We start from the raw sequence: 22,398 nt of genomic DNA, 5'->3' as shown, positions 1-22,398 counted from the left end.
TTAGTTTAAATGCGGAGTAACCGATGTCGCTAAGGCTTTCTGCAACCAGACCTGCGTTGCAGCACCTGAAACGGTTTCCAATGGCTCCATTAAGAAGGCTAAGGTTACGAGTTGTCGAGCTTGCTGCTTCGAAAGTCCGCGCGCCTGCAAATAGAATATTTGATCAGCACTAATTTGCCCTGATGCTGAACCATGCGAACACTTAACATCGTCGGCATAAATTTCTAATTGCGGCTTCGCATTCATTTGTGCCTTATTTGATAGCAACAAATTCTTGTTATCCATCATTCCATCGGTTTTCTGGGCAATCTGGTCAACCTTAATCATGCCATTAAACACGCCAATCGCCTGATCCGTTAACACCAGTTTATGCAACTGACGGCTAAGCCCATTTTCAGCTTTGTGACCTGTGTAGGTTCGGGTATCCATAATCTGCTGATTACGAGCAAAGCAAATACTATTCTGCTCCGATTCAATGCGATCACCGGCCATTTGAATATGATTTTGATGGCGTGAAATAGCACCGCCCAAGCCAGCATAGTGAGTTTTAAATTGAGACTGTTCGGCCAAGTCAATAAATTGGTTATTAAAGTACATCGCCTGATCAGGCAGGTTTTGCCAAACAACTTGACTCATTTGCGCTTGCTCGGCAAGTTCAATTTCACAAACACTATTTTCAAAACCACAGGCATCATCTAAAGCTACATATTGCTCAATTAACTGTAACTGAGAACCAACCCCTAACTTGATCTTATTACGCGTTGTATTGGCATGGTCTTTCAGGGTCTGAACATAACTAATTGCAATTGGTTTATCAAGGTGTGTATGCGCAGCCAGCTCAATAAATACGCCATCATCAAACAGCATGGCATTTAGCATACCAAACGCATCCTGTTCGATTTCATCTTCGTGCTTTGCAAACACACGAAAACCCTGCTCAAAGTCGAGTGCATCTTTGCCCGATTCAATGGAAACACCCTTGGGCAATTTAACCAAATCATCAGACAGCGCCTCACTAAAACAGCCATCAACAAACACCAAATGCCAAGCATCAACCGGTGGCTTAATCTTGGCAATACTTGCTTTATCAAACTGAGAAACGCCATTAAAGTGATAGTGCGTCTTTAGAAAATTGCTAAGCGGCGTGAACTGCCAATCCTCGTCTTTGCGCGTTGGAAAACCTTGCTCAACAAAATGATGTAATGCGGCTTGTCTAAAGCGCGCAAGGGCGTGACCCTCACCTTCCGCCTGGATGAGTCGCGTCGCCTGCGATTGATAGTAATCCATCGCCGCTTTTGCGACAGGACTAAATTTTTTCATAGGCTTGGATAAGGTGGTCATACCCCTTCTCCTCTAACTCATGGGCTAATTCAAAACCACCTGATTTGATGATTTTGCCATCATATAGCACGTGAACAAAATCCGGCTTAATGTGATCAAGTAAGCGCTGGTAATGAGTGACAACGATAAAACTGCGCTCTGGTGACCGCAAAGCATTGACACCACTAGCTACAATACGTAACGCATCAATATCTAAACCAGAATCGGTTTCATCCATAATGCATAGCTTCGGCTCAAGCATCGCCATCTGAAAAATATCATTACGCTTTTTTTCACCACCAGAAAAACCCACATTGACTGAGCGTTCAAGCATTACCGGCGACATTTCAAGCATTTTCATTTTGGTTAATGCCAACTGCTCGAAGTCATACATATCCAAAGGCGCCTCACCAGCGGCAGCACGTTTTGCATTGAGCGCGGTGTGCATGAACAACTTATTGGATACCCCTGGAATTTCGACAGGATACTGAAAAGCCAAGAACACCCCTTCCTGAGCACGCTCATCGGCATCCATATCAAGCAAGTCTTGTCCTTGATAGCTAACGGAACCCTCAGATACTTCATAATCTTCACGACCCGCCAGCACACTTGATAGCGTGCTTTTGCCCGAACCATTTGGACCCATAATGGCGTGAACTTCACCCGGATTAATCTGTAGGTTAATCCCTTTTAGGATTGATTTATCCTCAACTTGAGCATGTAAGTTTTCGATATTGAGAAACATAGTAGTCTTCGCTTTTGCGTTAAATAAAATTTAAATAAAATATTTTAAACCAAACTCGAGATGGTTTAAGTGGCTGGCTTACCCAACCGAACCCTCTAGGCTAATTGCTAGCAGCTCTTCCGCTTCTTGAGCAAACTCGAGCGGTAGTTCTTTAAAGACTTCTTTACAGAAACCATTAACAATCATCGAGATGGCATCCTGCTCACTAATGCCCCGCTGCTGACAATAGAACAACTGATCCTCACCGATGCGGGAGGTAGTCGCTTCATGCTCCACTTGCGCGGTTGGATTTTTGACTTCAATATAAGGAAATGTGTGTGCGCCGCACTGGTTACCGATTAGCATCGAATCGCACTGGGTAAAGTTTCGCGCACCTTCGGCGGTCGGTAGAATTTTAACCAGACCACGGTAGGTATTATCACTTTTACCCGCCGACAAGCCTTTAGAAATAATCGTACTACGGGTATTTTTGCCGATGTGAATCATTTTGGTACCCGTATCGGCTTGTTGACGCCGATTCGTTAAAGCAACTGAATAAAATTCACCAATCGAATTATCACCTTTCAAAATACAGCTCGGGTACTTCCAGGTAATGGCTGAGCCGGTCTCGGCCTGCGTCCATGATAGTTTGGCATTACGCCCCTCACAAACTCCGCGCTTGGTTACAAAATTTAGAATACCGCCATGGCAATCATCATCACCTGGGTACCAGTTTTGTACTGTTGAGTATTTAACTTCGGCATCCTCATGCACAATCACTTCAACCACCGCCGCATGGAGCTGGTAGGTATCACGAATCGGCGCCGAACAGCCTTCAATATAACTAATGTAACTGCCTTTTTCAGCAATCAAAATGGTACGCTCAAACTGACCCGTCTTGGCTTCATTAATCCGGAAATAGGTCGATAAATCAATCGGGCACCGGACGCCTTCAGGGATAAACACAAAGGTACCATCTGAGGCTACCGCAGAATTTAAAGCGGCAAAGAAATTATCGTGATAAGGGACTACGGTACCCAAATACTGCTGAACCAATTCTGGATGTTCATGAACCGCCTCTGAAAAAGAACAAAAAATAATACCCAGTTTTTCTAATTGATCTCGCTTGGTTGTTGACACAGAAACCGAGTCAAAAATAGCATCAACAGCAATATTGGCGTCGCTATTATCAATGGGCACACCCAGAGCTGCAAAGGCTTTAGCGACTTCTGGGTCAATCCCTTCATTCTGCGCTTCACCATCACCATCTGTAGAGCAAGCACCCGCACAACTGCCGCACTCTGGAGCAGAGTAATAGCTGTAATCTTGGTAATCAATCGGCTCATATTCGGCTTTGGCCCAGTGTGGTTCTGGCATTGTTTGCCAATGTTTAAAGGCTTTCAACCGGAAATCTAACATCCACTGGGGTTCGTTTTTCTTCGCCGAAATAGCGCGCACCACATCCTCATTCAACCCCTTAGCAAAGGTTTCAACCAGCGTTTGAGTGAAGAAGCCTTCTTTGTAGTGTTGATTTTTTGCCAGAATGTCATTAATTTCTTCATACTGGGTTGTTTGCATGGCCTTGTGTCCTTGGTCCGAATTTCTGAGTAATTTGGTAGGGTATTATATGACGATTCGCTCACCTGGCGCAAGCGTTGCTACAATCCAGTCTTGCAACTGCGCTGGATCAATGGATTTATCCAGCCAAAATGTTAACTGTCCAAGTAGCATCTGTGGCTCGGTGCCAGACTTTGGCTGTAAGCCTTCAGTCCGCAACTGACCTCGCGTCATATCTAACACCACGGGATTAACATATTCTTGAGTGAGTAATGTACCCTCAGCACGCCAAATCGGCCGCTGATGATTTTGTTGCACCATCTCTAGCACAAACAGCAAATGCTCCAAAACCACTCGCCCAATTGACACCTCCAACACCACCAAGTCTCGTTCAAAAAGACTTGATGCCGGATTCGATGCCGAATCTGATTCCGCTGATAACAGTGACATTGCCTTGACTGGTGTCAGGGTATCAGCGTAAAAAACTTGCCCGTTAAACCAGGTTTTTAGTTGTCGATTGAACTGGCTTTGCGTCATTAAGTCCAGCCTTGTCCAATAGGTTACAATCAACGGCTTGGTCTTTGCAAAAAACGACTGCAACCAGTCTGGCTCATAGGCATCAAACGTTTCGCGCGCATCCCACACCAAGCAGGACTGCTCCTCTGGATTGGCGGCAAAATCAAAGTCGACAGATTCACGCACCGCAACATTCACATCACCAAATACGGCATTACGCTGAAAAGCCTGCAGTTTTTCAACCACCGAGGTTTTACCGCATCCCGGCAACCCCATAAGAAACAAACTATGGGTTATTACCATCTCGCATACATCCAATAAAGGCTTGCACAAGTCGATCATAAAAGGCTTCATAGGGTATGAGTACGCCGTCGGCGCCCAGCGGATCAAGCTTACCTAGACCTACATCCATGCCGCGCAATACAGAGCGTAAACGATCGGTTGGAAACTGTGGCTCCTGGTAAACACAAACAACGCCTTGCGCCACTAGGGTATCTCTAATTTCTTGAATCCGACGAACACTCGGTGCGACTTCTGGGTTCATATATACAGCACCAACAGCATTCAAGCCGAAACGCAATTCAAAATACTGATACGCATCGTGCATCACTACAAACGGCTGATCTTGAAAGGGAGCTAACTGCTCTGACCAGGCCTGCTGAGCCGCCATCAAGCTAGCTACGACCTGCTGTTCACGCGCCTGAAAATCAGCCGCACGCTCGGGTCGTAATTGCTGCAACGCAAGGCTTATCTCGCCAATCCAACCTGTCGCTCGTTGAATATCAAGCCAAATATGACCATCAATCCTAGCCATGGCTTGCAGTCCGTGTCCGTGCCCGTGCCCGTGTCCGTGTCCGTGTCCGTGATGGTGCTCGCGATCCCAGCCACCGGACTCACGTCGCAGCAACCAATCCGTTTGAGCAGCATCAAATAAACGCAACTCGGGAATGTCCGTGCGTTCAGCAGTGCGTTGCATCCAAGCATCAACCGAAGTTCCAACCATCAACAGAAAGTCGGCTTGTTGCAACTCACGCATGTGACTAGGGCGTAATTGAAAACCATGCGGCGAACGTCCCGCATCCAAAATGACATTCAGCGTATCGAACTCATCTAACAAAGGATAAACCAAGCCTGCTAGTGGCGGTATAGAGGTCACAACATGCAAGGGCTGAGTTGATGAGTCTGCCCCATTCTGTGCCGACACACTACTAACCCCTAACCAGCAACACGACACTATAAAAATTTGCTTGAGCAATCTTCGCATTCTGTACGTCTCCATGTAAACTAACTAACTTATGAAAAATATTCTTATCCAAGCGCACCATATCTGTCAGAGCTACAGGCAACAACGCCTCGCATTAGACAATATCAACCTAACCCTTGCAGCTGACCAAATCACGACCCTAATCGGTCCCAATGGCGCCGGGAAGTCAAGCTTGGTTAAAATCCTATTAAAAATTCTTACCCCAACCAGTGGCTATGTTACTCACGCTGCAAACTTGCGGGTGGGCTTTATGCCACAAAAGTTGTTTATTGACCCAACTCTGCCGTTGAGTGTTAGACGTTTTCTAGCACTGGGGTTTGATGCTAAAACAAGCCAAAAGCATCTTAACACAGCCATTGACGAGCTTAATGAACAATTACTATTAAGCCAATTGCTAGAACAACCGGTGCACAGCCTGTCCGGTGGTGAACTGCAACGGGTACTATTAGCACGCGCACTCATCCGCGACCCGAATCTTTTGGTTCTTGACGAGCCCGTACAGGGCATTGACCTACAAAGCCAAAACCAACTCTACCAACTGATTTATCAGCAACAACGCCAACGCCGCTGCGCCGTGTTAATGATTAGCCACGATTTACATTTGGTGATGAAAAACACCGATCAGGTTATCTGCTTGAATCGTCATGTTTGTTGTAGTGGCAGTCTCGCGCACATTCAAGACCATCCCGACTTTTTGGCCCAATTTGGCGATATGAGCCCCTACCAGGCCTGGTATCAGCATCAGCCCCATCATTGCGAACATCAACACACGGAACCTCATCACCATGCTTGACTACTTTATCTGGCTGGCACTTTTGGGCGGATTACTCACGGCATGGATTGCCGCACCTTTAGGTCTCTTTGTGGTTTGGCAACGCCAAGCCTATTTTGGTGAAACCTTAGCCCATTCCGCCTTACTCGGTGTTGGCATTGGCTTAATGCTGAGCATTAATTTAAGCCTCGCCATCTTGATGACATCGTTTTTACTGGTTATTAGCCTGCACTTTTTAAGACGCCACACGCAGCTCGCCAATGATACCTTGCTCGGTATTTTGGCACATGGCAGCCTGGCCAGCGGTCTGGTTTTAGTCGCCCTTCAAGCCCAAGTTAATATTGATATTATGAGCTTTTTGTTTGGAGACATCCTTAACCTGACCCTTTATGATTTGCTATTAATGCTGGGTATAGCGGGACTGGTTACGTTATTTTTAACCACCCAATGGCATAAGTTAATCAACTTAACGCTCAACACCGACCTGGCTCAGGTAGAAGGTGTCGCAGTTTCGCGCCTCCAACTTCAAATGACGTTACTGCTGGCACTGGTCATTGCTATGTCGATGAAGGTCGTTGGAATTTTGCTCATCACATCCCTGCTGATTTTGCCGGCAGCAACCGCAAGACGCTGGGCTCATTCGCCGGAACAAATGCTGGTATTTGCGGTGATATTGGCCAGTCTAGCGATACTATTGGGGCTTGGCTTGTCTTGGTATATTGACGTTCCCACCGGTCCCGCTATTGTGGTCTGTGCGCTAGGTTTGTTTTTGCTGACACTGTTACTGCAAACCATTCGCCCTCGCGCAACCTAGCCCCCAATTAATCTAACTAGTTAAGATTAGGATTTCGCAAGCGCTGGGCGACGAGTACCAAACAAATACGCCAACACCATCAGTTTAATCGCAATTGGCACTCCGGCATACAACCAGAGCATCATCGTCATACTTTCGGGTGTTTGCTGATTCCAGCCAGCCCAATCGATCAAAGGCAAGCTAACGCCGACCGCCAAGGCTAAGGCCAACTTCGTTAACATCCCCCAAATACCAAATAAAACGCCACTCATCGGACCCTGCTGCTTGGATAAGTTTTGCGCGACATCTGCTTGAATGGATGAGGGTAAGGCAACATCAGCACCCAAACTTAACCCCGACACAAAGCTAATGATTAAAAATGCGACAAACTGCCCTGGTTCGAGAGTAAACACCCACACAAAGCTTAAGCAAGCCAAGACAATTGACGCTTGCCAAGCCTGATACTTGCCGATTCGCTTTGCCAACCAAACCCAAACAGGCAAGCCCAACACACCGGCAATAAAAAAAGCTAACAGTAGCAAACCGGTTTGTGGCTCTAAGTCTAAGTAACCCTGCACAAACAAAATAAATAGCGTGGCTGGCAACGCATTCGCTAGGCTATTAAAAAAATACGCCGGCAAGAGGCGACGACTAGCCGGGTCCCCCCATACATACATCAACTTGCTCATAAAAGAAGGCTGAACCGATGGCTGAGGCAAAGAAACCACGACAGGCCGTTCCAACCGCCATAACATCAAAGCTAGAAACAACGTCAATGCAACCGCCACCAGCGGATAGAGAACTTCAAACAACAATCGACTGGTTGGACTCGCGTTAATCAACACGGGCAAACTCAGCACCGTCACAACGCCTAATATTGCAAAGGCTTCCCGTGTCGACGTAAAGCTGGTTTTATGATGTAAATCCTCCGTCACCTCAGCACTCAGCGCCTGATAGGGGATCATAATCAGCGTCCATGCCAAATAGACCACGAGTGACCATACAAATAAACCGATGGCCGTGGGCTCCGCTGGCAATAACAAAAATCCTAAACCGACTAACAACAGCGCCCAGCCAACACCGATCATGAAATAATGGCCATTGGGGCTCAGATGATCACGCAACCAGCCCAACAAGGGATCAGTGATAACATCTGACATTCTGGCGACCAACAAGACAATACCAATAGCGGCCAAACCAACGCCCATCTCATGATAATAGGCTGGTAAATAAATATACAAAGGGATACCGAGCATGGCCAAAGGCCAGGCCGGCAAACCATACCAAACCGGTTGTGCCGACATTTAAACGGGCGCTCGCAGTTTTTTTGCAATCCAACGAGTTAGGGCACCAATCAACGGCACTTGGTGATATACATACTCGCCACTATCCCAATAGTCGATATGCACAATAACCCAGCCCTGCTCATCAATGACAATTTTACTCATGCCATTAATTTGCTTAACAGGCTGTGCTGGCTTGAGGCGAAAATAAAAACGCCATTCCAAATAACCGGTATTGCCTGCTCCGGCTTTATGGTGAATGCGAAACATCGGCTCATGTAGAGTGGCAAACATATGCTCGAATAATTCAAGCAGCTTCGCCCGCCCCTTAATTTCATTAAACGGATCTTTAAAATAGACCTGAGGCGCAAACACTTTTGTAAAGGCTGCCGCCATTGTTTGTGCGTTTAAGCTCTCGAATAACTCTTGATAAGCATCCAAAACCTCGTCAATACTTTGTACCGGACGTTTATCATCCCGCAGACCTGGTGCCGCTTTAAGCTCGTAATACTGGTCTGTCATAGATCCGCAACCTCTTTCTTAGGCTTTAACATTCGCTGTGTCAAACGTAAACTTATTCGATAAGGTAAACATTTTAAAAGACTTAAAAAGCTCACCAAACCTCGCGGAAACCGAATTTCAAAACCACTATTTTTTACCAAACCATGATTAATGGCCTCAGCGGCCTGCTCAGGCTCCAGCAATCCCGGCATCGCAAAATCGTTTTTAGCCGTTAAACGGGTTTTTACAAAACCATGATTAATAATTTGCAATCGAATCCCTGCTTCCGCCAATTCTGGCGCTAAAGACTCAGCCAAATTAATTAAAGCGGCTTTGGGTGCCGAATAACCACCGCCATAAGGCAAGCCAAAATAACCCGCTACACTGGCATTCCAAACCCAGCGCCCATGCCCTTGCGCCATAAAATAATCACGCAAAGGCAGCATTAATTTCACAGCACCCAAATAATTAGCCTGGTTCATCTGCATAAAAGCGTTCATGTCCCAATCATGACTCGACATAGGAAAATAGGCACCCACATTATAAAACCATGCGTCTAAGCCATCAAAAGCCGACCAGGCCTGCGCTACTTCAGCTTCAAAAGATTCATCAGCCGCCACATCCAGGTCAAGTAATATTAACTGCTCTGGATAGGTTGCTAATAAAGACACTAACTCTGGCGAATTTTGGGTATTTCGTGCTGATGCGACAACCTGAACGCCATCGGCTAACCAACTTTTTAGCAAGCCTAAACCTATACCTTGCGAGGCACCAACTAACCAAACCTTTTTAGCAAATAGTTTTGTAAGATCATGGGTTTTCATAGTCCTTCCTCAAAAACATGTATAATTTATGTATAAATATTCATTAATTAAAGAGTTTACATTAAATGTCCGATTCAAAATCACAAAAAGTAGCGATTATTGGTAGCGGTATTAGCGGTATTGCAAGCGCTTGGTTTTTGAGCCAAACTCACCAAGTTACCTTATTTGAAAAAGAAGCGCGCTTAGGTGGCCATACCAATACAGTTGACTTCGAACATGATGGTAAAAAACATGCCGTTGATACCGGTTTCATCGTTTACAACGAGCCAAATTATCCCTTGCTCACCGCTATGTTTAAATACTTACACATTCACACGGCTGAAACCGATATGAGCTTTGCTGTGTCTATTGACCAGGGACGATTAGAGTATGCAGGCAACAACTTAAACACCTTATTTGCGCAACGAAAAAATCTTTTTTCACTGACACATTGGAAAATGATTCGCGAAATTTTACGTTTTAACAAGCAAGCCAAAAAAGATTTGCACCACCTTGATCATGATATGAGTCTTGGCGACTATCTCACCAAACACAAATTTAGCTCTAGTATGCAACAGGACTACCTGCTCCCAATGGCTGCGGCTATTTGGTCCTGCCCAACCGAAACCATGCTGAAATTTCCAGTACAGAGTTTTCTACAGTTCTTCAACAACCACGGCTTGCTTAATGTTAATGACCGTCCACAATGGAAAACCGTTAAAAACGGTGCTCGACACTATATTGATGCCATAAAGAAACACGCAACATTTGACATTATTCACCAAGCCGCTAAAGAGGTTAAACCAAAATCTTCCGATCAGGATCAGGTTGTTATTTATACCGCTGACGGTAAAGAGCATCACTTTGATCAAGTCATCTTTGCATGCCATGGCGACCAAACCTACCAGTTGCTCAATCATCACCCTGACTTTGGATTGATGGCCAACTTTAAATTTCAACCTAACCAGGCCTGGTTACACACAGACGAAACTTTAATGCCACAAATACGTTCTGCTTGGGCTTCCTGGAACTACTTAAGCGATCTCAATCAAGACCAGAAACGTGCCGTTGCGGTTACTTATTGGATGAACCAGCTCCAACCACTTAAAACGGAAACTCCGATTTTAGTCACTCTCAACCCCACCCGTGAACCTGATCCAACAAAGGTGATTGCCCAGTTTGAATACGACCACCCGGTATTTGATGAAGGTGCAATGATGGCGCAAAAAGAACTTGAGGGCATTCAAGGTCATCTGGGCTGTTGGTTTGCAGGTGCTTATACCGGCTATGGTTTTCATGAAGATGGTTTACGCAGTGCGGCACGCATCGCACGGCTCTGGCAACTACCGCTACCTTGGGAACATTATTAATGGCGTCATGTTTCTATTTTGGCAAGGTCATGCATCGGCGTAAACAGCCAATTGAGTATCAATTTAAGTACCAGGCGGCTAGTATCAAGATTGACATTGATCAATTTGAGCATGAAGCAAAAAATCACTCATTACTGAGTTTTAACCGATTTAATCTTCTCAGTGCTCACACCAAAGACCACGGTTCACGGGATGGCACACCCTGGCGTCAGTGGTTTACTGGTCTGCTCGCAGAGTACGACTTAGCAGAACCCAAAAAAATAGAACTGATTTGCCACCCACGAATTCTCGGTTACGCGTTTAACCCACTCGCAATGTGGTATGCCTATGATGAACAAAACAGGTTATATGCAATTGTTGCGGAAGTTAGTAATACTTTTGGTCAATGGCATCACTATGTCTTAAAAGTTCCAAATAACAGTCAACAAAACAAACAAACATTAGAATCTCGTGCCGATAAAATCTTTCACGTTTCGCCATTTATCGACATGAACGCCCAGTACCATTTCAAATTAGAGGCGCCAAAAGCGTCTTTTAATATCTTTATTAAAGAAACACAGAACGAAAAAACCTTTTTTTATGCCAGTCAAGATGGACAACACGCCAAACTTTCGACCGCAAACCTGCTTAGAGTTGCTGGTCTTGCCCCCTTTCGAATGTTCAAGGTGATTGCACTAATTCATTGGTGGGCACTAAAGATCTGGTTGCTAGGTGGCACTTTTCACCCCACGCCACAACACCTTCGCGAAGTGCGTTACAGTCATTCGGAGATGAAATCATGTTAAGTAAAACCAACAGTAGTGAACTTGAGGATATTAAAACCCCATTATTCGGGCAGTGGGTTCTCAAACGCTTACCCTTTGAGGCCATTGCCTACGGTTCATTAACCGTGCAAATCGGAAATAGCCAGCTACGTTATGAAGGTCAGCACGAAGGCCTTCACGCTGAAATAAGAATCCTAAAGCCACTGAAATTTTTTTGGTTACTCATCACCCAAGGTGAACTTGGCTTTGCTAAAGCCTACGCCAAACACTTCATTGAAACGCCTAACTTACATCATTTACTGCATTTTGGTGCGATGAATGAAGAAGCCTTATCGCATGTTTTATTAGGCAAAAACTGGTTTTATAACAATTACCTAAAACGCCATCTAGACAATCACAACTCAGTTGAAAACAGCAAAGAGAACATCTCAGCTCACTATGATTTGGGTAATAGCTTCTATAAGCTTTGGCTTGACCGCACCATGACCTACTCGAGTGCTTTGTTTAAACAATCCAGCGAAGACTTGGCGAGTGCGCAACTTAATAAATATCACCGTATCCTTGACGAACTGGATGTTAAACCTAATCAACATATCCTTGAAATTGGTTGTGGTTGGGGTGGGTTTGCAGAAGAAGCGGCCAAACGCAACGCTGAAGTCACAGGTATTACCCTATCCCGCGAACAACTTGATTTTGCTAAAAACCGTCTAAAACAGTTAAATCTAGATCATAAAACGCAGTTTAGCTTGACGGACTACCGCCATCAGACGGGTAAATTCGATCATATTGTTAGCATTGAAATGTTTGAAGCCGTGGGCCAAGAATACTGGGAAAGTTACTTTAGTCAACTCAAAGCCCTATTGGCCGATCAAGGCAAAGCGGTGCTACAAATCATTACCATTGATGATGCTTACACCGAAAAATATCAACAAGGCGTTGATTTCATTCAAACCTACATTTTTCCAGGTGGTTTGTTGCCCTCCAAAACACAACTTCTTGAGCTAGCAGATCGCTACGGCTTTAAAATCACCAGCAATTTTAGCTTTGGCCTGGATTACGCGGAAACACTCCATCGTTGGCGTCAAGAGTTTGACCAAAAAATTCCACAGGTTGAACAACTTGGTTTTGACAACAAATTCCAACGCATTTGGCACTATTACCTTGATTACTGCCGTGTTGGCTTTGAAACCCAACGTACTGATGTAATTCAGCTAACTTTGGAGCATAGTCATGCTAAAAATTAAAACCTGGCTAGTAATTATTGCCAGCAGTCTCTTACTAGGGTGCTCAAATATGAAGCTTGAACAGTATGAAGGAACAGAACCTGCCTTTGATTTATTTACTTACTTCGAGGGCAAAACCTATGCATGGGGCCAATTTCAAAGTCGTTCTGGTGAGGTGAAGCGTCGTTTTTACGTTGATATAACCGGTACTATCCAGGGCGATACCATTACCCTCGATGAGCAGTTTATTTATGACGATGGAGAAACGGAGCAACGAATTTGGGTCATCCAACGAATCACCCCAAATACCTATCGTGGTACGGCAGGCGATGTGATAGGTGAGGCCCGCGGACGCACGGTAGGCTCTGTCTTCCACTGGACTTATACTCTAGACCTTCCGTTTCGCAATAGCACGATTGCCGTCAACTTTGATGATTGGATGTACTTACAATCTGAAGAGGTGATGTTGAATCGTGCTACGGTAACCAAGTTTGGCTTTAAGGTAGGTGAAGTCACCTTGTTCTTCAATAAACAGGGACCTTCATCATGAAAGGATTATTCAGACTAAGTCTTCTAATGGCACTCTTGGGTTTAACTCAACCTGTATTAAGCAGTCAAAATTGGATTGTTGCTGGCGAGGGCACAGCGCGTTGGGGTTTTATTAAGCTTTATGATGCCAGCCTTCGAATGCCGCCTTCCACAACAAGACAATCGCTACTAGCTGACGATACCCCTTTACAGCTCGAGTTGTGTTACGCGCGTAGTCTAACTGTTGACAATTTTGTTGATGGTGCTACCCACGCCTTACCAGATAATCTGCCAACAGATCTAGCGCGAGCCGTTGCACAACTTCATCAAGCCTACCAGCCTGTCAGCCAGGGGGACTGCTATGTTTTGGATTACCAGCCTGAGATTGGTACGGCACTGATTTTAAACGACAATGAACTGACACGAATCTCTACCCCGGGCTTCAAAGCCATCTATTTTGGCATTTGGATTGGTGATAACCCGCTTTCCGATCGTCTAAAAAACAACCTACTGGCGAATGTTCCTTAAATGAATCAGTTAATTTGGTTTCAACGTGACTTACGTTTAAACGATCACACGCCTATCCACAGAGCGCTAAGCCAAAACGAACCGACGTTGTTTGCTTATTTTCATGACCCTCAGCAGGCTCAAGGTGAAGCTAACCAGGTCTGGCTAGCCGCTAGCTTAAGTAAACTTCAAACAGCTTTACAAGCTAAGAACGCGGACCTACTTGTTGCTGAAGGTGAATTTAGTCAGGCATTTGAGCGCGTGCTTACCACCTATAATGTTAAAAACGTACTCTACCACTTTGAACTCGGGGAACCCTATCAAACCATTCAGCAACAGGCGCTAGCTGTTTGTCAGCGCTTAAAGGTAAGACTAACTCCCTTTGACCAGGCCTGGCTGCCTCCTGAAAGCGTGCTAACACAACAAGGTAACCCCTATGGCGTTTACACCCCGTTTAGTAAAAAGGTGTTCAGTATGCTGGATGGGGTTCCCAAACCAGAGGGCGAAGCCAACTGGAGCAATTTTCAACCGGTAACGCTGGAAAATCATGACCGCCAATTACCCAGTCGTCTAAAAGCGATTGCGAATACTGACTGGGCCAAACCACTTATTAGCCAATGGAAGGTTGGCGAACAAGCCGCCATTAACCAGGCAACGCACTTTTTAACAACTCACATTCAGCACTACCCAGAGCGACGAGACTTTCCTGCTATTAACGGAACCAGTCAACTGTCGATCCACTTGCATTTTGGGGAAATCAGCTCAACACGATTGCTTGAATCATGCCGACAAGCTCAAGCCAACCAACCCGGGCATAGTGAGGCTATTCAAAGCTTTATTCGTCAACTGATTTGGCGGGAGTTTTCGCGTTATTTATTATTTTTTAACCCAGGCTTAATTAACCAAGCCTACCAAAGCAAGTTTAACCAAATCGACTGGCCCGAGCCTGATGACCAAGTAGTTGCTTGGCAACGAGGGCTCACAGGCGTTCCTATTATTGATGCGGGTATGCGGCAGCTTTGGCATACTGGTTGGATGCATAATCGCGTTAGAATGCTAGTGGGGTCTTGGTTAACTAAAAACCTTAATCAGCACTGGCTAGTTGGCCAGGCCTGGTTTGAGAATACATTGTTAGATGCTGATATTGCAAATAATGTTATGGGTTGGCAATGGGTTGCTGGATGCGGTGTTGATGCCGCTCCTTATTTTCGACTCTTTAACCCAGTCGTTCAAAGTGAAAAGTTTGACCCACAAGGTCACTATATTCGACAATGGTTGCCTGAATTAGCGCCGCTGCCAAACCAACTAATTCATGCCCCCTGGGATGCAGCCGGTAAAATAAAGCAACAATTTCCAACGCTAGCAGCAAACTATCCGCTTCATGATCCTAATCTCAAGCAAGTTCGATTGGATCATCAACAACGCGTTCAGGCACTTAAAATGATGACCAATGCATGATTAATGAACCCTCAAAAGATCAACAAGCACTCTACCCAATCCGTGAAGTTTCACGTCTTACGGGTATTAAACCTATTACACTTCGAGCCTGGGAGCGTCGTTATGGGTTAGTCGAGCCTGTTCGCACCGCCTCGGGTCACCGCCTTTATACAGAAAACCATCTAGCCATTATTAAGGAAGCTATCACATTAGTTGATAGTGGCTTGCCGATTAGCCAAGTGAAGACGATACTCAATGAACGTTCTGAATTACTAACGCCAAAAGCGCCCACTGAATGCCTTGACTGTGACTGGGATAACGTAATACGCCAGGCAATTAAGGCCAAAAGTTTTCAACAGCTTCACGCCTTAACGCTGCGCCTTCTTACCACAGAACGCAAGTATTCAGACCTTGCGCACTTATTTTTACAACTTAGCAACACACAAATCTCAGACGACATGGATTGCAATGAAATATTTTGGATCCAGGCCTGGCTACAAGAACTCAATCAGCAACTATCGCATCGCATTCACTTATGGCGGCAACAAACCTATCAGTCCAAAAACCTTATTCTCATCTTACAACAGGCTGAAACACCCGGCTGGTTACTTAAGTTAATGGTACTTCATTGCTACGAACAAGGATTAACCCCCGTATTTACAGAACAGGTTTTCGAATCCCTCCTTGATCTTGTACTACCCCAAGACTTAACGCCATTTAAAGGCGCGATTTACTTACTTCCGCCACAGGGGTCAGCAACTATGATGGGTGTTGGAGACTTACTAAAACCATTAGGAAGTTTACAAAGCTGGATTATGGGGGATAACACTTTTGAAGAAGGGAATGAGTCTGCTGTAGCCTGCGACTTACGCGCCTGGCCGTTTTGGTTCGAGCCTTTATTAATGAATAAGCCGCAATAAAAATATTAATTAGGCTAAATAAGCTGTGCCTTTAGGTCGGCAATTTCTTGCTGAGCGTCTGCTAAAGCATCACGCAATGCCATTTCTTCTGTAACATCTTTTTGAATACCAATGTAGTAGGTTAACTTATCATACTGGTCATAATAAGGTGTCACACTCAGCTCATTCCAAAACGAACTGCCATCTTTACGGTAGTTTTTTAAAATGGTTCTAACTGGCTTATTACTATCTACAGCGGAACGAATCACTTTAACAGCATCTTGCTCACGATCACTGCCCTGCAAAAAGCGACAATCTTGAAATAAGATTTCTTCGGCTGAATAACCGGTAAGTTTTTCAAACGCAGGATTTACATACACTAAAATCGTGTCTTCCCCCTCTTTTTCCGCTAACACGATACCATCCTGCGCAGAGTCGATTAGGTGAAGTAATAATTCGTTACGTATTGGAAACTTTTTCATAACTTGTCGAGATATCCGATTTACATGTAACTTGATTTTAACAGGATTTATGATTATACAACAAACAAAAAAAACCCGCTAAAGCGGGTTTTACATATCTGAAAACGAAAGTTCTTAACGTTTTGAGAACTGCGGACGACGACGTGCTTTGCGAAGACCGACTTTTTTACGCTCGACCTTACGCGCATCACGCGTTAGCAAATCTTTAGCACGTAATGCCGGACGATTGCCTTCTTCGTATGCCACTAGTGCACGCGATAAGCCGTGACGAATCGCACCAGCTTGACCGGTTGTACCACCACCAACAACGGTGATGTACGCGTCAAACTTGCCTTCACTTTGGGTTGCTTCTAACGGTTGATTAATAACCATTAAGTCCGTCTCACGAGCAAAATATTGTTTCATTTCACGCCCATTAACCATCATTTTTCCAGAGCCCGCGCGTAAGAAAACACGCGCGACTGAGCTTTTACGACGACCTGTTCCGTAATATTGTTCTGTTGCCATGTTTTAGTCCTTACACTTCAAGTGATTTTGGTTGTTGCGCTGCATGTGGATGTTCTGTACCGGCGTAAACTTTAAGCTTACGGTACATATCACGGCCTAATGGACCACGAGGTAACATACCTTTAATTGCTAACTCAAGAACGCGCTCTGGGCGTGAATCAATCATTTTTTCGAATGACATTGACTTCAAATTACCAATATACCCAGTATATCGGTGATACATTTTGTTTTTGCGCTTGTTACCGGTTACGCCAATTTTTTCAGCGTTAACAATAACAATATAATCACCACAATCAACGTGGGGTGTATATTCAGGTTTATGCTTACCTCTAAGGCGTGCTGCAACTTGTGCGGCAAGACGACCCAGTGTTTGACCTTCAGCGTCAACTACATACCAGTCGCGTTTAACTTCTGCTGGCTTGGCTACAAATGTTCCCATTTCAATATCCTAAAATTAATGTTTAATCCCAACTGCAATCTTAGCAGCTCACTTACTGTTTAACGGGCAATAAGGGGGAAGGATTAATAAGACTGCGAATATTACTCAAATATCAACAATATTTCAAGCACATAACGCGATTATTTTCTTAGCTTCTAGACAAGGCAACTACTCTTCCAGATTATTTTGCTTGCTCAACACACTCCGAATGCCATCTGAGCGCTGGTCTAGAGACAGATAACAGGAATTTCCAGCACCCGTATAGACTTGTGTTGGACGGAAGATTTTATTATTTTGCAGTTGCTCGCGCCAATGCGCCATCCATCCGGCAGATCGGGCTACCGCAAAAATAGACGTAAACATTTTTGGATCAAAGCCCATTTCTTTGTACAGAATACCGGAATAAAAATCGACATTTGGATAAACGCCTTTGTGACCCAAATACTCTTCACAGATACGTTCAACTTCTAACGCTGTTTCAAACATTTGGCTGAGTTCACCACTCTCACTTTTCTTCAGTAACAGCTTTTCCGATAGCTGCTGCAAAATGGTCGCGCGGGGGTCTTTAGTTTTATACTCACGGTGACCCATGCCCCAAATAACTTTTTTCTTTGCTAAACGGTCCTCAATAAACGCGCGTGCATTTTGAGGGTGCCCGATTTTTTCTAGCATTTCGATAACCATCTGATTGGCACCACCATGCAATGGACCCGATAATGACGCAATAGCCGATGAAATAACGGAACAAGGATTTGCCAAGGTTGAGCCGGTGACCATCGTGGTAAAGGTTGAAGCATTAATCGTATGTTCAGCATGCAATATTAAACACGCATCTAATAAACGCGCCCAATCAGGATCCGGTTCTTCACCAGTGACCATATACAAAAAGTTTTCAGCATAAGTCAGATCTTTACGCGGTTCAATCGGATCATAGCCATTACGCATATGCTCCCATTGCGCCACGAGCGTGGCCATATGGGCAATAATCTTTACCGTTACATCATTAATATAATCCTGATTTTCGGTACCGCCCTTCATGTATTCTGTACTCGGATAGAAACTGGCCAAACTCGCGACAACCACTTGCAACATATGCATCGGATGAGTGGTTTCCGGCAGATTCTTCATAATCTCGCGAATATTATATTTAACGCGTCGATTTTCACGCAGCTGTTGATCAAAATCATTTAGCTCATCGCGTGTAGGCAACTCCCCAAACAACAATAAGAGCGTGGTTTCCTCGAACGACGACTTCTCGGCTAACTCCATGATATTATACCCACGGTAGGTTAATAAGCCTTTTTGGCCATCGATATAAGAGATTTTCGATTCCGTTGCGGGCACACCTGCTAAACCGGGGATATATTGCATAAGATTTCCTTGGAACATCATTTCACTGGGTTGCGCCTCAACAAAAGGAGGCGCTAGACATTAAACACTGAACGACGAGCCACAACCACAGGTCGAGGTGGCATTCGGGTTTTCAATAACAAAACGGGCGCCTTGCAAATCTTCTAAATAATCGATTTTAGCGCCAACAAGGTATTGAAAACTCATCGGGTCGATAAGTAACTGCACGCCACTCTTTTCGACGACAGTATCATCATCAGCGAGGTTTTCATCAAAAGTAAACCCATACTGAAACCCCGAGCAGCCACCGCCCGAAATATAAACCCGTAATTTCAGTTCAGCATTACCCTCATCTTGAATTAACCCATTGACTTTCGAAGCGGCCGCATCGGTGAAATTAACCGGTAACATTGCTTGTTCTGACATCACACCCTCCTTTTACTTGGTGCACTCATCTTACGAATCCATGCGGATGTAGCATTTTATTATAGACCAAATCAGTCGCTTAAACCAAAAGCTGTAATTAGGGTAATAGAGCGACATGCTCAAGACCCATTTTCTCTGGCAAGGCAAACATAATATTCATATTTTGAATCGCCTGTCCTGCCGCCCCTTTAACCAGGTTGTCAATCACTGATGTTACCACCACGGTATCGCCACCGGCAGGCATATACACCGCCATCCGACACATATTAGACCCTTTCACCATCTTCGTATCTGGCAGGCTTCCTGCTGGCATCACATCAACAAAGGGTTCATCACGATAACAGTCTTCAAATAAAGCTTGAAGTTCTGCTTGGCTTTTTGGCTCGTTTAACCTAGCGTAAAGCGTTGCTTCGATACCACGAATCATCGGCACTAAATGCGGTACAAAGGTGAGATTAACCGGCTGGCCTTGTGTCATACGAGTTAAGCCTTCCGCGATTTCCGGCGCGTGACGATGGCCGCTCACACTATAAGCTTTGAAGCTTTCACTCACCTCGGCACTTAAGGATCCCACCTTCGCTCCGCGACCAGCACCACTAACACCCGACTTACCATCAGCAACCAAAAACCCAGTATCAACCAGCCCTGCTTTTAGCAAGGGTTGGAAACCCAACTGCACGGCAGTAGGGTAGCAACCTGGGTTCGCAATCACCTTCGCCTGCTTAATCTGCTCACGGAAAATTTCCGGCAAGCCATACACCACTTCAGCCATCACGTCAGGGCAAGTATGTTTCATGTCATACCATTTTTCCCACACCGCAAGGTCGGTCAAACGGAAGTCAGCAGCTAAGTCAATGACACGCACGCCAGCGGCTATCAGTTCAGGCGTTTGACTCATCGCAACGCCATGAGGGGTCGCAAAAAACACCAAATCGCAATTTTTAAGCTGCAACATGTCCGGCTCACTATAAGCTAAATCATAGTGGCCGCGCAAATTGGGAAACATGTCCGCAACTCGCTGACCTGCCTCTGAACGTGAGGTAATGACCTGCACATCTGCCTGTGGGTGATTCGCCAGCAAGCGTAATAATTCGACACCGGTATAACCTGTGCCGCCTACAATACCAATTTTGACTTTTTTCATAATCATTCCTAAACCGTTTTACTTATTTTAGCCAAAGCCTTGAGTAGCGGGCGACTATTTTCAGCTCTAAAACAAAAAACCCTGGCCAGCATATACTGACCAGGGTTGGTTTACTCAGCGTTATAAACAGCGCGAATTACATCATGCCGCCCATACCACCCATGCCACCCATATCAGGTGCCGCAGGTGCATCTTTCTTCGGCAAGTCCGCAATCATCGCTTCTGTTGTGATGATTAGGCCTGCAACTGATGCCGCATTTTGTAAAGCGGTACGCGTTACTTTAGCTGGGTCGATAATACCCATCTCAAGCATATCACCATACTCTTCGGTTGACGCGTTGAAGCCAAAGTTACCTGAACCTTCGATAACCTTGTTTACAATCACCGAACCCTCTAGGCCACAGTTAATAGCGATTTGACGCATTGGCTCTTCAATCGCACGCAGGGCAATTTCAATGCCTACGTTTTGATCATGGTTGTCGCCTTGAACATTCACTAGCGCTTTAGCACGCACTAGCGCAACACCGCCGCCTGGAACGATACCTTCTTGTACCGCCGCACGCGTTGCATGCAACGCATCATCAACACGGTCTTTCTTCTCTTTCATTTCCATTTCAGTCGCCGCGCCTAGCTTGATAACCGCTACGCCACCAGACAATTTCGCCAAACGCTCTTGGAGCTTTTCTTTATCGTAATCAGACGTGGTGTTGGCCAACTGAGACTGGATTTGAGCACAACGCGCTTCGATATCCGCTTTTGCACCAATGCCATCAATAACCGTGGTTGAATCTTTACCGATGTTAATGTTTTTAGCCTGACCCAAGTCTTCTAAAGTAACACCTTCCAGCGTCATGCCGACTTCTTCAGAGATCAGCGTTCCACCAGTTAACACGGCGATATCTTGCAACATCGCTTTACGACGCTCACCAAAACCAGGAGCTTTAACCGCCGCAACCTTCACAATGCCGCGCATATTGTTAATCACCAAGGTAGCCAAGGCTTCGCCTTCAACGTCTTCAGCAATAATCAATAATGGACGACCCGCTTTTGAAACCGCTTCCAGTGTTGGCAATAGTTCTCGGATATTAGAAATTTTCTTGTCGTACAAAAGAACAAATGGATTTTCTAATTCGGCAACCATTTTTTCTTGATTGGTTACGAAATAGGGTGATAGGTAACCACGATCGAACTCCATACCCTCAACAACTTCTAACTCATCATGTAATGAAGAACCTTCTTCAACCGTGATCACGCCTTCCTTACCTACACGCTCCATCGCATCGGCAATCAATTTACCTACCGCGCTGTCAGAGTTAGCAGATATAGTACCTACCTGGGCAATTGAGGCTGTTGTTTCGCAAGGCTTAGACATTTTTTGGATTTCAGCGACAACAGCGTCAACCGCTTTGTGAATACCACGGTTTAGATCCATTGGGTTCATACCTGCGGCAACGGATTTCATCCCTTCACGCACAATGGCTTGTGCCAATACGGTTGCAGTAGTGGTACCGTCACCGGCCACGTCATTGGTTTTAGATGCAACTTCTTTAACCATTTGTGCGCCCATGTTTTGGAACTTATCTTCAAGTTCAATTTCACGTGCCACAGACACACCGTCTTTGGTAACCGTTGGCGCTCCAAATGATTTTTCTAAAACCACATTACGGCCTTTAGGCCCTAAAGTTACTTTTACCGCGTTCGCAAGGATGTTAATACCTTCGACCATACGCTCACGCGCTTCAACTCCAAACTTAACTTGCTTTGCCATCTTAACTTATCCTTTTAATCT

General features: G+C 45.1%; 24 protein-coding genes. 9 read left to right on the top strand and 15 right to left on the bottom strand.

Translation table 11 applies throughout. The features are described from left to right. The 5 genes from sufD to THICY_RS00995 all read right to left on the bottom strand — a co-directional run bounded on the left by sufD (position 1) and on the right by THICY_RS00995 (position 5,321). Positions 1–1,341 carry a Fe-S cluster assembly protein SufD gene (gene sufD, locus THICY_RS01015; protein ID WP_013834756.1) on the bottom strand — a complete coding sequence of 447 codons (1,341 nt, stop codon included), beginning with the start codon at positions 1,339–1,341 and terminating at the stop codon, positions 1–3. Further along, entirely contained in the window at positions 1,307–2,065 is a 759-nt protein-coding gene (gene sufC, locus THICY_RS01010; protein ID WP_013834755.1) for a Fe-S cluster assembly ATPase SufC, read from the bottom strand. The genes sufD and sufC overlap by 35 nt, the downstream gene beginning before the upstream one ends. A 78-nt stretch (positions 2,066–2,143) precedes the next feature. After that, positions 2,144–3,622 (bottom strand): Fe-S cluster assembly protein SufB, encoded by a 1,479-nt coding sequence (gene sufB / locus THICY_RS01005; RefSeq protein ID WP_013834754.1) that lies wholly within the window; start codon positions 3,620–3,622, stop codon positions 2,144–2,146. Positions 3,623–3,667: 45 nt separating this feature from the next. Next, positions 3,668–4,420, bottom strand: a complete 753-nt coding sequence (locus THICY_RS01000; RefSeq protein WP_013834753.1) for a hypothetical protein — start codon at positions 4,418–4,420, stop codon at positions 3,668–3,670. After that, the gene (locus THICY_RS00995) at positions 4,404–5,321 is read right to left on the bottom strand and encodes a zinc ABC transporter substrate-binding protein (protein ID WP_245534963.1); all 918 of its coding nucleotides are present in this window, start codon (positions 5,319–5,321) and stop codon (positions 4,404–4,406) included. Before THICY_RS00995 ends, THICY_RS01000 begins: the two co-directional genes overlap by 17 nt. Positions 5,322–5,412: 91 nt before the next feature. Between THICY_RS00995 and THICY_RS00990 the strand changes: the two genes are divergently transcribed. Beyond that, positions 5,413–6,174, top strand: coding sequence for an ATP-binding cassette domain-containing protein (locus THICY_RS00990; protein ID WP_013834751.1), 762 nt, complete (start codon positions 5,413–5,415; stop codon positions 6,172–6,174). Then, a complete protein-coding gene (locus tag THICY_RS00985) occupies positions 6,167–6,967 on the top strand; it encodes a metal ABC transporter permease (protein WP_013834750.1) in 801 nt (266 codons plus the stop codon). The genes THICY_RS00990 and THICY_RS00985 overlap by 8 nt, the downstream gene beginning before the upstream one ends. 26 nt (positions 6,968–6,993) lie before the next feature. On the opposite strand, the gene THICY_RS00980 is transcribed toward THICY_RS00985, so the two are convergent. From THICY_RS00980 to THICY_RS00970, 3 genes are read right to left on the bottom strand one after another with little or no spacing between them, the layout of a single operon-like run. Continuing rightward, positions 6,994–8,250, bottom strand: a complete 1,257-nt coding sequence (locus THICY_RS00980; protein ID WP_013834749.1) for an MFS transporter — start codon at positions 8,248–8,250, stop codon at positions 6,994–6,996. After that, on the bottom strand, positions 8,251–8,751 hold the full coding sequence (locus THICY_RS00975) for a nuclear transport factor 2 family protein (protein ID WP_013834748.1): 501 nt from the start codon (positions 8,749–8,751) through the stop codon (positions 8,251–8,253). Next, the gene (locus tag THICY_RS00970) at positions 8,748–9,554 is read right to left on the bottom strand and encodes an SDR family NAD(P)-dependent oxidoreductase (protein ID WP_013834747.1); all 807 of its coding nucleotides are present in this window, start codon (positions 9,552–9,554) and stop codon (positions 8,748–8,750) included. Before THICY_RS00970 ends, THICY_RS00975 begins: the two co-directional genes overlap by 4 nt. 65 nt (positions 9,555–9,619) lie before the next feature. Here THICY_RS00970 and THICY_RS00965 point away from each other — a divergent pair, with 65 nt between their 5' ends. The 7 genes from THICY_RS00965 to THICY_RS08560 are packed head-to-tail and all read left to right on the top strand — an operon-like array spanning position 9,620 to position 16,282. Continuing rightward, positions 9,620–10,903 (top strand): NAD(P)/FAD-dependent oxidoreductase, encoded by a 1,284-nt coding sequence (locus THICY_RS00965; protein ID WP_013834746.1) that lies wholly within the window; start codon positions 9,620–9,622, stop codon positions 10,901–10,903. Continuing rightward, the gene (locus THICY_RS00960; protein WP_013834745.1) at positions 10,903–11,688 is read left to right on the top strand and encodes a DUF1365 domain-containing protein; all 786 of its coding nucleotides are present in this window, start codon (positions 10,903–10,905) and stop codon (positions 11,686–11,688) included. Before THICY_RS00965 ends, THICY_RS00960 begins: the two co-directional genes overlap by 1 nt. Beyond that, on the top strand, positions 11,682–12,911 hold the full coding sequence (locus THICY_RS00955; RefSeq protein ID WP_013834744.1) for an SAM-dependent methyltransferase: 1,230 nt from the start codon (positions 11,682–11,684) through the stop codon (positions 12,909–12,911). Before THICY_RS00960 ends, THICY_RS00955 begins: the two co-directional genes overlap by 7 nt. Further along, positions 12,898–13,440 (top strand): DUF3833 domain-containing protein, encoded by a 543-nt coding sequence (locus THICY_RS00950; protein WP_013834743.1) that lies wholly within the window; start codon positions 12,898–12,900, stop codon positions 13,438–13,440. The genes THICY_RS00955 and THICY_RS00950 overlap by 14 nt, the downstream gene beginning before the upstream one ends. Further along, positions 13,437–13,946, top strand: coding sequence for a chalcone isomerase family protein (locus THICY_RS00945; RefSeq protein ID WP_013834742.1), 510 nt, complete (start codon positions 13,437–13,439; stop codon positions 13,944–13,946). Before THICY_RS00950 ends, THICY_RS00945 begins: the two co-directional genes overlap by 4 nt. After that, complete coding sequence (locus THICY_RS00940; RefSeq protein WP_013834741.1) at positions 13,947–15,383, top strand: cryptochrome/photolyase family protein; 1,437 nt, start codon at positions 13,947–13,949, stop codon at positions 15,381–15,383. Beyond that, positions 15,380–16,282, top strand: a complete 903-nt coding sequence (locus THICY_RS08560; protein ID WP_013834740.1) for a MerR family transcriptional regulator — start codon at positions 15,380–15,382, stop codon at positions 16,280–16,282. The genes THICY_RS00940 and THICY_RS08560 overlap by 4 nt, the downstream gene beginning before the upstream one ends. Before the next feature lie 14 nt (positions 16,283–16,296). Here the strand turns inward: THICY_RS08560 and THICY_RS00930 are convergent, their stop codons facing one another. From THICY_RS00930 to groL, 7 genes are all read right to left on the bottom strand, one after another. Then, positions 16,297–16,743, bottom strand: a complete 447-nt coding sequence (locus THICY_RS00930; protein ID WP_013834739.1) for a PAS domain-containing protein — start codon at positions 16,741–16,743, stop codon at positions 16,297–16,299. A 114-nt stretch (positions 16,744–16,857) separates the two neighbouring features. After that, a complete protein-coding gene (rpsI, locus tag THICY_RS00925; protein ID WP_013834738.1) occupies positions 16,858–17,250 on the bottom strand; it encodes a 30S ribosomal protein S9 in 393 nt (130 codons plus the stop codon). A 10-nt stretch (positions 17,251–17,260) separates the two neighbouring features. Next, a complete protein-coding gene (rplM, locus tag THICY_RS00920) occupies positions 17,261–17,689 on the bottom strand; it encodes a 50S ribosomal protein L13 (RefSeq protein ID WP_013834737.1) in 429 nt (142 codons plus the stop codon). Positions 17,690–17,857: 168 nt separating this feature from the next. Next, entirely contained in the window at positions 17,858–19,060 is a 1,203-nt protein-coding gene (locus tag THICY_RS00915; RefSeq protein ID WP_013834736.1) for a citrate synthase, read from the bottom strand. A gap of 60 nt (positions 19,061–19,120) precedes the next feature. Further along, complete coding sequence (gene erpA, locus THICY_RS00910) at positions 19,121–19,465, bottom strand: iron-sulfur cluster insertion protein ErpA (protein ID WP_013834735.1); 345 nt, start codon at positions 19,463–19,465, stop codon at positions 19,121–19,123. Positions 19,466–19,562: 97 nt separating this feature from the next. After that, entirely contained in the window at positions 19,563–20,609 is a 1,047-nt protein-coding gene (argC, locus tag THICY_RS00905; RefSeq protein ID WP_013834734.1) for an N-acetyl-gamma-glutamyl-phosphate reductase, read from the bottom strand. A gap of 136 nt (positions 20,610–20,745) precedes the next feature. Continuing rightward, the gene (groL, locus tag THICY_RS00900) at positions 20,746–22,377 is read right to left on the bottom strand and encodes a chaperonin GroEL (protein WP_013834733.1); all 1,632 of its coding nucleotides are present in this window, start codon (positions 22,375–22,377) and stop codon (positions 20,746–20,748) included. Positions 22,378–22,398 lie beyond the last annotated feature (21 nt).

The organism is Thiomicrospira cyclica ALM1 (assembly GCF_000214825.1).
Lineage (GTDB): Bacteria > Pseudomonadota > Gammaproteobacteria > Thiomicrospirales > Thiomicrospiraceae > Thiomicrospira > Thiomicrospira cyclica.
This window is presented reverse-complemented; position numbering and strand designations above follow the sequence as displayed.